The sequence below is a fragment of the Bradyrhizobium sp. MI1.7 genome, from assembly GCF_055811795.1.
Genome location: NZ_JBVVPO010000001.1, coordinates 333411 through 346542, shown reverse-complemented (window position 1 = coordinate 346542; position 13132 = coordinate 333411). Strand labels below are relative to the sequence as shown.

Annotated in this window: 12 protein-coding genes; 10 read left to right on the top strand and 2 right to left on the bottom strand. The window is 64.1% G+C overall.

The genetic code is table 11. The features are described from left to right. Nucleotides 1–88 precede the first annotated feature (88 nt). From AC0L3X_RS01670 to AC0L3X_RS01630, 9 genes are all read left to right on the top strand, one after another. Complete coding sequence (locus AC0L3X_RS01670; RefSeq protein ID WP_063983908.1) at nt 89–601, top strand: hypothetical protein; 513 nt, start codon at nt 89–91, stop codon at nt 599–601. A 289-nt stretch (nt 602–890) separates the two neighbouring features. Next, a complete protein-coding gene (locus tag AC0L3X_RS01665; RefSeq protein WP_063986443.1) occupies nt 891–2048 on the top strand; it encodes a helix-turn-helix transcriptional regulator in 1158 nt (385 codons plus the stop codon). Between the two features lie 228 nt (nt 2049–2276). Next, nucleotides 2277–3251: a helix-turn-helix transcriptional regulator gene (locus tag AC0L3X_RS01660; protein ID WP_063983907.1), complete on the top strand. Its 975-nt coding sequence runs from the start codon at nt 2277–2279 to the stop codon at nt 3249–3251. Between the two features lie 134 nt (nt 3252–3385). Further along, nucleotides 3386–3634: a DUF6894 family protein gene (locus AC0L3X_RS01655; RefSeq protein ID WP_063983906.1), complete on the top strand. Its 249-nt coding sequence runs from the start codon at nt 3386–3388 to the stop codon at nt 3632–3634. Then, nucleotides 3603–3836, top strand: coding sequence for a hypothetical protein (locus tag AC0L3X_RS01650; protein ID WP_187388101.1), 234 nt, complete (start codon nt 3603–3605; stop codon nt 3834–3836). The genes AC0L3X_RS01655 and AC0L3X_RS01650 overlap by 32 nt, the downstream gene beginning before the upstream one ends. A gap of 144 nt (nt 3837–3980) precedes the next feature. Next, entirely contained in the window at nt 3981–5099 is a 1119-nt protein-coding gene (locus tag AC0L3X_RS01645; RefSeq protein ID WP_063983905.1) for a helix-turn-helix transcriptional regulator, read from the top strand. Between the two features lie 108 nt (nt 5100–5207). Further along, nucleotides 5208–6326, top strand: a complete 1119-nt coding sequence (locus AC0L3X_RS01640) for a helix-turn-helix transcriptional regulator (protein WP_063983904.1) — start codon at nt 5208–5210, stop codon at nt 6324–6326. Between the two features lie 231 nt (nt 6327–6557). Then, on the top strand, nt 6558–6815 hold the full coding sequence (locus AC0L3X_RS01635) for a hypothetical protein (protein WP_063983903.1): 258 nt from the start codon (nt 6558–6560) through the stop codon (nt 6813–6815). Nucleotides 6816–7008: 193 nt separating this feature from the next. Beyond that, nucleotides 7009–7737, top strand: a complete 729-nt coding sequence (locus AC0L3X_RS01630) for a sulfite exporter TauE/SafE family protein (RefSeq protein WP_063983902.1) — start codon at nt 7009–7011, stop codon at nt 7735–7737. On the opposite strand, the gene AC0L3X_RS01625 is transcribed toward AC0L3X_RS01630, so the two are convergent. Both AC0L3X_RS01625 and AC0L3X_RS01620 read right to left on the bottom strand, forming a co-directional pair. Then, nucleotides 7734–10937, bottom strand: a complete 3204-nt coding sequence (locus AC0L3X_RS01625; RefSeq protein ID WP_063983901.1) for an efflux RND transporter permease subunit — start codon at nt 10935–10937, stop codon at nt 7734–7736. The two genes, AC0L3X_RS01630 and AC0L3X_RS01625, sit on opposite strands and share 4 nt — an antisense overlap. 135 nt (nt 10938–11072) lie before the next feature. Further along, a complete protein-coding gene (locus AC0L3X_RS01620) occupies nt 11073–12317 on the bottom strand; it encodes an efflux RND transporter periplasmic adaptor subunit (protein WP_063983900.1) in 1245 nt (414 codons plus the stop codon). A 201-nt stretch (nt 12318–12518) separates the two neighbouring features. On the opposite strand from AC0L3X_RS01620, the gene AC0L3X_RS01615 reads away from it, so the two are divergent. After that, nucleotides 12519–13124 (top strand): TetR/AcrR family transcriptional regulator, encoded by a 606-nt coding sequence (locus tag AC0L3X_RS01615; RefSeq protein ID WP_063983899.1) that lies wholly within the window; start codon nt 12519–12521, stop codon nt 13122–13124. The last annotated feature ends 8 nt before the right edge of the window (nt 13125–13132 follow it).

Genomic DNA, 13132 nt, shown 5'->3' with positions numbered 1-13132 from the left:
TCAGCATTGGCCGGGATCAGCCTCCTCGAGCCCTTGCGGGCCGCAGGCTGAGGTGGTCATCTCCGCGTGGGGAACGCTGGAGGCTGACATGAGACGATTCCTTCTTGCCGCTTTGCTGAGCGCGGGCGCCTTGGGCGCAGCCGTATCGAGCGCAGGGCCGGCGCTCGCGCAGCAATCCAAGGTCGGCGACTGGACCATCGAGAAGCGCGCGCAGGACACGCATTGCAATGCGAGCCGCGGCTACAAGGACAAGGAAGACGAGAACCGCAACTACGTCATCGTGATCACCTATTCCGAGAAGGCCATCGTGATCGTGATGATCTATGACGGTTGGGAGTGGGACAAGGTCGGCGAGATCCTCCGGGCCGACGTCGGCACCGATGACGCCGACATCATGAAGAAGGCGAAGTGGGAGGTCATGGACAAGACCACCGTGCGCGGCATCTTCGAATACGACCAGTCGATCATGGACCGGCTGTCGAAGGCCAGGCGTCTCTCGCTCGATTTCGAGGACGATGACGAGGACAGCATCGAGATGCAGATCCCGCGCGCCGGCGAGGCGCTGGCCGCGCTGAAGTTCTGCGAGGAGAACCGGAAGTAAAGCGCTGTGCCGCGCACAGCGCGCGCGATCGAGCAAGCAGCGCGAGGGCGCGTGACCCACAGCACACAGCCCGCGCGCTGTTCGCTTTTATCCTAGTCTTTGGCGAAAACGTCCAAGCCGCACCCTGCGGTTGACGTTACGCAAGGACGATGTTCGATATTTTAGCATCTCGCTGCACTGCTTTTTCCACGCCGAAGGCGACGATCGACCGCTCCGTCGGCTCTGCCAATGTCCAATGCGCAAGCTCCCTTCGTCACCGGGGCCGCACGCCGATCGCATCGTCCTTCCGATGACGATCCTCCAGGCAAACCGGTTCTCGTCTCTCGTCGGCGAGATCTACGATGCGGCGGTCGATCCTGCGCTGCGCAGCGGCGCGCTGGAACAGGTTTCCCATTTCGTCGGCGGGTGTGCCGCGACCATCCTGTCCCGCGATGCGGCAAGGCTCTCGATCGAGATTCACCAGCATTTTGGCACCGAATCCCGCTTCCGCCAGCTCTACCGCGACAGATATGTCGAGCAGGATCCTCTGCTCGATCGTCATCTTGCTTTTGCGGCCGGGCACGCCATCGGCGTGACCGATATCATGCCGCACGCGGACTTCGTGGCGACGAGCTTCTATCGCGAGTGGGTCGAGCCGCAGGGCGCGATCGACCTCGCGACCGTCGCGCTCGAGAGATCGGACGCGCGTACCACGGTGTTGCAGGTGTTGCGCCACCGATCCCGCGGAACCGTCGACGAGGCGATGCGCGAACGCATGCGGCTGCTCGCACCCCACATCCAGCGTTCCAGGATCATGGGCCGGCAGATCAGGGCGCGCTCGCACACCGTGGACGATCTTGCCGATGTGCTCGACGGCCTGAGCACGGCGATCTGCCTGCTCGATGCGGATGGCCGGGTCGTCCACGCCAACGCGGCGTGCCGGCAGCTGTTCGTCGATGCAAACCTGCTCGCGATGGTCGGCGACCGGATCGTGGTCCGTAACACCCAGGCCGACAAAATATTCCGCGGCCTGTTCGAAGTTGCCGCAGATGGTGAAACTCACCCGGCCGGTCGCCGCCGCATCGGGCTCGCGACGTCGGCGGACGGTCAGCACTATCTCGTCCAAGTCCTTCCATTGAAGCGGGAGCGCAGCCTGCCGCGAGACGTCGCGGCCACGGTGCTCCTCGTACAGAAGGCCGCGATGGTGCCATCGCTCGTGCCCGACGCCATTGCTGCGGCCTTCAGGCTGACGCGGTCCGAATTGCGCGTGCTGATGGCCATCGTCGAGGTCGGCGGCGTTCCCGATATCGCGGCAAAGCTCGGCATTGCCGAGACCACGGTGAAGACGCATCTCGGTCGCCTGTTCGAGAAGACCGGTGCCGGCAGGCAGGCCGACCTCGTGAAGATCGCGGCCGGCTTCACCGCGCCGTTTGTACAGCGAACGAGCCGCGACGACGACACCATGTGATTCATTTGACGGCGCGAGCCGCGCGGCGATGCAATCTCAATCCATTGTGATGAGCAGGATCGTCAGGTCCTCCGAACGTACGACGCGCGTCATTTGATACTTTCGTATATGGCGCCACTTGAATGAGAAGGGCAGCGTGCGCCACGGAACAATGCGCGCCGGCACCGGACGCGGGTGCGGGAGACGACAGCGCGTGAGCGAGCCTGCCTGTCGGTTGGAGAAATTGCGGTGAGCGGCAAGGTCGAATTTTCCATTCTCAATGTTTCGACGGACCACATTCCCGAAGACGAGCGTGTGTCGCTGCTGCGCGAATTCTATTGCCGCGGCGTGCTCAAGGCGGAGGTCGAGCCGACGGACGAAAAACCGTTCGCCGCGAGCCTCACATCCCATGGCTTGCCGGACGTCCAGCTGGTGATCGGCGGGCTGGTCGGAGCGCGGGTCATCCGTACCAAGCAATTGGTCGTCGACGGCAACGACAGCCTTGGCCTGATGATCAACCGATCCGGCATCGTCGAAGTATCTGCGCGAGGACGAGATCTGAGGCTTCATCCCGGTGACGCGGTTCTGACGAGCGCGGAGGACGCGACGATCTACGAACGCCTCTCGCTTGGAAATTGTCTGTCGCTGCGCGTGCCGCGGCGGGTGCTGGCGCCCATGATCGTGGACATCGACGACACCGTGATGCGAATCATTCCGGAGCGCGCCACCGGACTTCGCCTGCTGGTCGACTACGCGACGTCTCTGGTGCGCGAGCGCGCGTTCGCGGTGCCCGCATTGCGCCAGCTCGCTGTTGCACATCTCCATGATCTGATGGCGCGTGTTCTCGGCGCGACGGATGAGGTTCACGAGCTGGCCGGGCGCAGAGGCGTCCGGGCCGCGCGGCTGCGGAAGGTGAAGTCCTTCATCGTCAACAATTGCTGGCATCAGGACCTTTCGGTCGCGACCGTGGCGCAGGAATTCGGCGTGACCACACGTTACCTTCAGCGGCTGTTCGAAGCCGACGGCAAGACGTTCTCGTCCTTCCTGACCGGGCAGCGCCTCAAACGCGCCCATCGCATGCTGCGCGAGCCTGACTTCGCCGGGCGGCCGGTGAGCTCGATCGCCTACGACGTGGGCTTCGGCGATCTCTCTTATTTCAATCGTTGTTTCCGGCGGGCCTATGGCGCGACGCCCAGCGGCGTCAGGAGCGGCGAAGCGCTGTGACCGCGCGGTGCGCGGTTCGTGCGACCAGGCGGGTGCCTATCGCAGCGCGCGCGTTCGGCCGACTACGTCTTCTAAGCGCGCGGAGTAGAACGATGACGCTGTGTTTCGGACGGCGCCGGCAGTTGGAGTTGTGAATGCGCCGCTTCTTCTTTGATCTCCTGGTCGACAATGTCGTGAAGATCGATCCGGGCGGCATGGTCTTCGAGCAGGCCAAGGCCACGTTCGTCGTGGCCGACGAGATGGCGAGACATCTGTTCGTCTGGCGTGACGATCTGCGTGATCGCGACGCCTGGATCCGCGTCAGGGATGCGGGTGGGCGAGAGGTCTATCGCGCCGCGGTCTGGTCAGAAAATGTCGAGAAGGTCGGCTGGGACCAGGCATGACCGTTCCGACTTCACCCTCCTGGGCGGCAACGCCGACAACCGGTCGCGGCGCCAAGTGCTCAACAATGCTGCGGTGGCCGGCTTCGGCTTCGACTACCGCGCCAGCCGCAACGTGTCCGTGTTCGGCGCGGTCGAGGGCATGATGATGTCCGACCGGAGCCGCACCGGCACAGCGAAGGGTGGCGTTCGCGTCGCGTTCTGAGCCGGCATCAGCCCTGGCGGCTCGAATGCGATGCCCGCCGGCCGGGCCCCATCCGCCCGGCCGGCGCCTCCTCCGATCGGAGGACGTCGCATGCCGTGGTTATGGTATTCTTGGTGATATTGATCACTCAGGCCATTTATAGCCATGCATCGACCACCGAAGCTGCCCGAACTGGTCGAGTCCATCTATGACGCGGGGCTCGATCCCTCGCTGTGGAACCACGTCGTCGCCGGCGTCCGCGATTTCGTCGGCGGGCAGGCCTGCGGGCTGTTTTCCAAGGATTCGATCAGCAAATTCGGCGTCACTCATTATTATTGCGGGGCCGACCCGCACTATATCCGGCTCTATTCAGAGACTTATTCGAAGTTCGACCCGCTGACGGTGCTGCCGCCGCATGGCGAGATCGTCAGCATCCCCGATCTCGTCAATTTCGATGAATACCGGAAAGGGCGCTTTTACCAGGAGTGGATGCAGCCGCAGGGTTGCAGCGACGCGGCCAACGTCGTGCTCGAGACATCGCATGCGAGCTGCCCGGTGATGATGACGGTGCTGTCGGGCCGGCACATGGTGGACCCGGCGATGAAGCGTCGGCTCTCGCTGATCGTACCGCACGCCAGCCGCGCGCTGCTGATCAACCGCGCCATCACCTCGCAACTGACACTGGCGACGGCGCTGGTGGATGTTCTGGACAATCTGGCGTCCGGCATCTTCCTGCTCGATGCCTTCTGCCGGGTGGTGCATGCGAATTCGGCCGGCCACGCCTTGTTTGCCGCCGACGACGTGGTTCGGTCCGTTGCCGGGCAGCTCGTAACCAGCAGCGCGGAGGCCAATCAGACGCTGCGCGAGGCACTTGCGACCCGCAGCGAAATTGCCCTGCTTGCCACACGGGGCCATGCGATCCCGCTGCTTTCGCCGAGCGGCGAGCGTTATGTCGCGCATATTCTGCCGCTGTCGTCCGTGCTGCGAAATGGCAGCGAGCGGGTGGTCGATGCCGCCGGTGCGCTGCTCCTGCGCAAGGTGTCGCTTGGCGGGCAGTCCTATGGCGAGCTGATCGCACGGACCTTCGGCCTCACGCCGGCCGAGCTGCGCGTGTTCCTGTCGATCGTCGAGGTCGGTGGCGTCCCGGAAACGGCGGCAGCGCTCGGTATCGCAGAGACCACGGCGAAGACGCATCTGCATCGGGTGTTCGCCAAGACCGGCGTTTCGCGTCAGGCCGATCTCGTCAAGCTCGCGGCCGGATTCTCCAATCCGCTCGTCAACTGATCGGTCAATCGCGGCCGGGGTTGAACCTTTTGCTCCCACGATAGACTCAATTGTGCCGCCGGGCATGACGAGCATTTCGCGATCTCCAAGTCACCATTGGCTGTTCTGATGTCCCGACCTCCCAAACAGTCCGAGTTGATCGAGAATATATATGACGCGGGTCTCCACCCTGAGTTGTGGAGCGATGTTGTCGTCAAGCTCAATGCGTTCATCGGCAGCCAGGCTTGCGGGCTGATTTCGAAGGATCCGGTCAGCAAGTCCGGCGCGACGCATTATTACTGCGGTGTCGATCCGCACTACATCCAGCTCTATGCCGAGACCTACGCCCAGTACGATCCGCTGGCACGGCTGCCTCGCTATGGCGAGGTTCGTAACATCCCCGATCTCGTGAATTTCGACGAATATCGCCGCGGGCGGTTCTATCAGGAATGGCTGCGGCCCCAGGGCTGCGTCGATGTCGCCAGCGTGGTTCTGGAACAGTCGAAGTCGCCGTGTCCGATGCTGATCACCGTGATTCCCGGCAAGGGGATGCTCGATGCCGAGCAGCGGGCGCGGATGCAATTCCTGATTCCGCATGCGAGCCGGGCGCTGCTGATCAACCGGGCGATCGAGCGGAAGCAGCAGCGGGCGATCGCGCTCGCCGATGTCGTGGATCGGCTGAATGCCGGCGTCATCCTGCTCGATACGGCCTGCAACATCGTCCACAGCAATCCTGCCGCGGACATGTTGCTCGCCGCCGATGATGTCCTGCGGTCTGTCGCGGGCCGGCTGGTGGCACGATCTTCCGCGGCAAATTCGGCGCTGCGCGATATCTTCCGTGACGCAGGCGAGGTTGCCGTCGCGGCGGCCGGCGGGCGAAAGATTCCGCTGATGTCGCATGACGGCTCCTACTACGTCGCGCACGTCATCGCGCTGCCGTCGTTGTTGCGTGAAGGCGCGGCGGAGCGCATGTCGGCGGTCGGCGCCCTGTTCATCTGGAAGGCGGAACTCGACGGCCGCTCATGTGCCGGCCTCATCGACCGCGCGTTCGAACTGACCCCTGCGGAGCTGAGGGTCATGCAATCGATCGTCGAGGTCGGCGGTGTGCCGGAGACGGCCGTGGCGCTCGGCATCGCGGAGACGACGGTGAAGACGCATCTGCATCGGGTGTTCGCGAAGACCGGCGTCTCGCGACAGGCGGACCTCGTGAAGCTCGCGGCTGGATTTTCCAATCCGGTTCTGCACTGACGCGCTTTCCGAAGGCGCAGGCGAGTCGCTCCGGCTCGCGATAGGTTCAAACAGCAGCATCATTAGAAAGTTATCGCGGGTCGTTCGATCGAATGACGCGATTCTCCGCGCTCTCTTCTACGAGAACTCACGCGTTTTCTTGCTCGACGCGTTCGATCTTCGTGTGAAGCAACTCACAGCAAGCGGAAGTGAACCTCATCAATCTCTCGCACAAGTTGAGAGGAGATTGTCATGCGAAAGGCGTCACCAGCTCCGGCCGGCAAGTTCCGCGACATCGTCGCGCGCATCGGCGCGGCATTCCGCGCGCAGCGCGAGATCGACGCGAAGCGCGTGTTGCGGCGCTACAGCCATTTGCTGGAGCAGTCGCACGGAACGTCGCGTTTGAATGAAATGATTCCCGTCTGCAATGAAGAGGATATTTTTGAAAATGCCAACAGAGTTGATCCGCGCGAGCGCGCGGCCGGCCGCACCACGTTCGAACGCGCGTAACGTCAATATTGTCGCAGCCGCGCTGACGGCGGCGCTCGTCACGCTTCAACTGGTCGGGCTGGCAATGCTGGAGCGTTCGCACGCGCAGCCGGTCGCTCGGCCTCTCCTGAATTCGCACGATGCGGAGCTCTGCACCGGGACTGCCGATGTCCCGGCGACGCAGACACCCTACGATTGACCCGGAGAACGCATCGTGCCTGATATCACGACCAGCCTTCTCGTGAGCGTCGCCGTGTTCGCCGGCGCTTTCGTCTCGGGGCTCTCGGGCTTCGCGTTCTCGGCCGTGGCGGGCGCGATTCTGCTCCGCGTGTTTCAGCCGCTGGAGGCCGTGCCGCTGATGATGGCGTGCAGCATCGGCGTGCAGGCCACCAATCTATGGGCGCTTCGGCGCAGCATCCGGTGGGAGGGCAGTCTGCTGCTGATCGTCGGCGGATTGATCGGCGTTCCCATCGCGGTGTCGCTGCTGCAGAGCACGGACACGCATCTGCTCCGGCGCGGCTTCGGTATCATCGTCGCGCTCTATGCGGCCTACATGCTGCTGCGGCCGACGCTGGTGACGGCGGGCGAAGCCGTCGGCCGGCCCTGGGTCGCACTGATCGGGTTCGGGGGAGGGCTGGTCGGCGGCCTGACCGCGATGCCCGGCGCGATCCCCACGATCTGGTGCGACATGCGCGGCATGCCCAAGAGCGAGCAGCGCGGCCTGGTGCAGCCGTTCATCGCCGCGATGCAGGTCTTCGCGATCGCGCTGCTGGTCGGACACCAGGATCTATCGTCGAAGGTGTTCGTCGACCTCGCGATCAGCCTGCCGGCGCTGTTCGCAGGCTCAGCGCTCGGCGTGATCGCCTTTCACCGGGTCAACGAGACGGTCTTTCGCAAGACCGTGCTCGTTCTGTTGCTGCTCTCAGGGATTTCCCTGATCTAGTGGCCTGCGCCTTCGTGCTTGAGACCCTGGACCGGCGCCGCGCTGGTGTCGCTGCTGTGATGCACCAGCGGCTTGTTGCCGGTGACGGTCCGGAGCAGCACATAGAACACCGGCGTCAGGAACAGGCCGAACACGGTGACGCCGATCATGCCGGAGAACACCGCGACGCCCATCGCGCGCCGCATCTCCGAGCCCGCGCCGGTCGAGAGCACCAGCGGCAAGACGCCCATGATGAACGCCATCGACGTCATCAGGATCGGGCGCAGCCGCAAGCGGCTCGCCTCGATCGCCGCCCGAATCGGCGTGCGTCCCGCGAATTCGAGCTCGCGCGCGAATTCGACGATCAGGATCGCGTTCTTGGCGGAGAGGCCGACGAGAACGATAAGCCCGATCTGGGTGAAGACGTTGTTGTCGCCCTTCGAGATCCAGACCCCGAACATCGCAGCCAGCAGCCCCATCGGCACGATCATGATGATCGAGAGCGGCAGGGTCAGGCTCTCATAGAGCGCCGCCAGCACCAGGAACACCAGCAGGATCGCCAGCGGAAACACCCAGAGTCCGGAATTGCCGGCGATGAACTCCTGATAGGTCAGGTCGGTCCATTCGAAGGCAAAGCCCGGCGGCAACGTCTCCGCCGCGATCCGCGTCGCGACCTCCTGCGCCTGGCCCGATGAAAAGCCGGGCGCGGCGGCCGCGTTGATGTCGGACGACAAAAAGCCGTTGTAGCGGATCGCGCGCTCAGGTCCGGCGCTCTGGCGAATCGTGAGCAGCGCCGACAGCGGCACCATGTCGCCCGAGGACGAGCGCACCTTCAACTGCCTGATGTCGTCGGCACGCGCCCGGAACGGCGCGTCGGCCTGGACATAGACGGAGTAGGTGCGACCAAACTTGTTGAAGTCGTTGACGTAGTAGGAACCGAGGTAGATCTGCAGGGTGTTGAACACTTCGGTCACGGGCACGCCGAGCTGAAGCGCCTTGGTGCGGTCGATGTCGGCGAAGAGCTGGGGCACGTTGACCTGGAAGCTCGAGAACACGCCGGCGATCTCCGGCGCCTTCTGCATCGCCGCCATGAACGCCTTGGTCGCCTCGTTCAGCGCTTCATAGCCGAGACCGGCGCGGTCCTCGATCTGCAGCTTGAAGCCGCCGATGGTGCCGAGGCCGTTGACCGGCGGCGGCGGGAACATGGCGATGAAGGCTTCCTGGATGCCGGAATATTTCTTGTTGAGATCGGCCGCGATCGCGTTCCCGCTCAGGGCCGGACCCTTGCGCTCGTCGAACGGTTTCAGCGTCGAGAACACGATGCCGGCGTTGGATGAGTTGGTGAAGCCGGCGATCGACAGGCCCGGGAACGCGACCGAGCTCTCGACACCGGGCTGGGTCAGCGCGATGTCGCTCATCTTGCGGATGACCTCTTCGGTGCGGTCGAGCGCTGCACCGTCGGGCAGCCGCGAGAAGCCGACCAGATATTGCTTGTCCTGGCCCGGCACGAATCCACTCGGCACCTGCTGGAACAGGAAGGCGGTGAGGCCGACCAGCACCACATAGAGGCCCATCACCGCAGCCTTGCCCGAGATCACCTTGGTGACGGTGCCGCTGTAATTGTCCGAAGAGCGCGTGAAGGCCTTGTTGAAGCCGCGGAAGAACCAGCCAAGGCCCTTTTCCATGATGATCGTCAGCTTGTCCTTCGGCTCGTTGTGTCCCTTCAGCAGAAGGGCCGATAGGGCCGGCGACAGCGTCAGCGAGTTGACGGCCGAGATCACGGTCGAGATCGCGATGGTCAGCGCGAACTGCTTGTAGAACTGCCCGGTGAGGCCGGAGATGAAGGCCAGCGGCACGAACACCGCGATCAGCACCATCGCGATCGCGATGATCGGGCCGGAGACCTCGCGCATCGCCTGGTAGGTGGCGTCGCGCGGCGAGAGGCCACCCTCGATGTTGCGCTCGACGTTCTCGACCACGACGATGGCGTCGTCGACGACGATGCCGATCGCAAGCACGAGGCCGAACAGGCTGAGCGCGTTGATGGAGAAGCCGAACAGATGCATCACCGCAAAGGTGCCGACGATGGACACCGGCACTGCCAGCAGTGGAATGATGGAAGCGCGCCAGGTCTGCAGGAACAGGATCACCACCAGCACGACCAGTGCGATCGCTTCCAGCAGCGTGTGGATGACAGCTTCGATCGAGGAGCGCACGAACTGGGTGGGGTCGTAGACGATCTGGTAGGACACGCCCTCCGGCATGTTCTTCTTGATCTCGGCCATGGTGGCGCGGACGTGGTCGGAAATCTCCAGCGCGTTGGAGCCCGGCGCCTGGAAGATCGGGATCGCCACGGCCTGCTTGTTGTCGAGCAGCGAGCGCAGGCCGTATTCGGAGGCGCCAAGCTCGATGCGGGCGACGTCGCGCAGCCGCACGACTTCGCCGCGCGTGCCGGTCTTGACCACGATGTCGCCGAACTGCTCCTCGTTCGCAAGCCGTCCTTCCGCATTGACGGACATTTGCAGGTCGATACCCCTGACGTTCGGCGACGAGCCGACGACGCCGGCGGCGGCTTCGACGTTCTGTGCCTGGATCGACTTGACGATGTCGCTTGCGGTCAGGCCGTGCTCGGCCGCCTTCTGCGGATCGACCCAGACCCGCATCGAATAGTCGCCGGCGCCGTAAAGCTGGACGTCGCCGACGCCGTCGATCCGCGCGAGGCGGTCCTTGACGTTGAGCACCGCGTAGTTGCGCAAATACGTCATGTCGTAGCGGCCGTTGGGCGACAGCAAATGCACGACCATGGTGAGGTCGGGCGACGACTTTTTGGTGATGATGCCGAGCTGGCGCACCACGGCTGGCAGGCGCGGCTCGGCCTGCTGCACGCGGTTCTGCACCAGCTGCGTCGCCTTGTCGGGGTCGGTGCCGAGCCGGAACGTTACCGTCAGCGTCATGGCGCCGTCGGTGGTCGCCTGGCTCGACATGTAGAGCATGCCTTCGACGCCGTTGATCTGCTCCTCGATCGGGGTTGCCACCGTCTCGGCGATCACCTTGGGGTTGGCACCGGGATAGGTCGCGCGCACCAGCACCGAGGGCGGCACCACGTCCGGATATTCGGAGATCGGCATCGCGAACAGCGAGATCAGGCCTGCGAGGAAGATCAGCACGGACAGCACGCCGGCGAAGATCGGACGGTCGATAAAGAACTTTGAGAGATTCATGGCCTTGCCCCTGCAAGAGAGACAGCTCTCCCGTTACCGGGACGCGGGAAATACCCGCGAACCCGGAATCGAGATGCGATGTCTTGGTAGCTCTATGACGTCGTTATTCCGGGCACGCGGCCCGGAATGATGTAACTAGCGTTGCACCACGTCCTGGTTGCTGTGGTTGGAGGCCTGCTGCGGTCCCCGCGCACCCATCACCGCGACCTCCGTCTTGAGGAGAGCACCCGGACGCACGCGTTGCAGGCCATTGACGATGATGCGATCACCGGGCTTCAGCCCCGCCGTCACGATGCGCAGGCCGTCAACCGAACCGCCGAGCGTGATCGGCCGATAGACCGCGCGGCTGTCGTCGCCGACCCCCATCACGAACTTCTTGTCCTGGTCCGTGCCGATCGCGCGCTCGTCGATCATCACCAGCGTCTGCTGCTTCGGCTGGCCCATGCGTACGCGGGCGAACTGGCCGGGGATGAGACGCCCGTCCTCGTTCCGAAACACCGCGCGGACCCGGATGGTGCCGCTCTGGCCGTTGACTTGGTTGTCGATGAGCTGGATATGACCTCTCGCCGAGAGACCGCCGGATGTCGTCATTTCCACCGGGATCTGGTCGAGATTGCCGCGCTTGCCGGAGGCATCCGCGATCGAGTTCAGCGCGCGCAGCACGACCTCTTCATCCGCATCGAACGATGCGTAGATCGGATTGACCGACACCAGCGAGGTCAGCACCGGGGAGGCGGTGCCGGCGGCGACGAGATTGCCGACGGTGATCTCGAACTTGCCGACGCGGCCGTCCACGGGTGCACGCACCTCGGTGTAGTCGAGATTGAGCTTTGCGGTCTGGAGCGTCGCTTCTGCCGCCTTCACATTGGCGATGGCTTCGCGATTGGCATTGTCGCGCTGGTCGTAGTCGCGCCGTGTGACCACGGCATTGCCGACCAGCTGCGCGCCGCGCTCGAGCTCGCTCTGGGTGAACACGACGCGCGCTTTGGCAGCCTCGAGCTGGGCGTTGGCCTTGTCGACCTCTGCTGCGTAAGGCGCCGGATCGATCTTGAACAGCACGTCGCCGGCCTTCACCAGCGCGCCTTCGGTGAAGTTGGTCGCAAGGATCGCACCCGCGACGCGGGGACGAAGCTCGACACGGTTGATGGCCTCGAGCCGGCCGGAGAAATCGTCCCACAGCACGGTCTGCTTCGGTTCGATCAGCGCGACCGTGACAGGGACGGCCTGCTCAGCTGCCGCAGCCGTTGCGGTCGCCTGCGCGGCACGTAAGTAATGGCCGGTCGCGATCGAGCCGGCCACGGCGAGGGCGCCCACGATGGCAACGCCGCCGAGGAGGCGGCGGAAACGGCCGGTGCGGGGGGAGTTTTGCGAGGGATGCATTTGCGCGCTCCAGATATGTAGTGTTCACTACAGATGTGGAGCTGGATGTCGCAGTGCAAGATACTTATGTACCATTCACTAAGAAAATTGTAGCGGCATACCGCAAGAATTGGAAGACGGCAGAGAAAATAAAGCTAGAACAAATAGATAGGATTCGGCGTTAAGCTTCAGGCAGAACGTGAATTCCGAGGAGACAGGCACATGGGCATGGGACGCCCCCGCGAATTCGACGCCGAAACGGCGTTGGACCAGGCGATGGAAGTGTTTTGGCGCCATGGCTATGAGGGCGCCACCATTGCCCAGCTCACCGAGGCCATGGGCATCAATCCGCCGAGCCTTTACGCCTGCTTCGGCAACAAGGAAGGCCTGCTCAAGGCCGCGCTCGACCGTTACACCAAATTGCGGGGCGTCTGGATGGACGAGGTGGTCGCCGCGCCGACTGCCCGCGACGTCGCCGAGCGGATGCTGATGGGCATCGCCGAAAAGCAGACCGATCCCGCCAATCCGCCCGGCTGCCTGCTCGTGCAAGGCGGCATCGCCTGCGGCAGTGGCTCCGAAAACGTCCCCTTCGAGCTCGCCGCCCGCCGCGCCGAGAACGAAGACCAGCTCCGCGAGCGCTTTGTTCGCGCCAAGGCCGAAGGCGATCTCAAGCCGAGCTCTGATCCCGCCGCGCTCGCGCGCTACGTCTCGGCCGTCTCGGTCGGCATGGGCGTGATGGCGTCCTCAGGCTCCGACCGCGAGGCGCTGCGTCAGGTCGCGAGCGTCGCCGTGCAGGCGGTCGAGGCGCAGTCGGCCGACAGAACGTGACGGCCGCC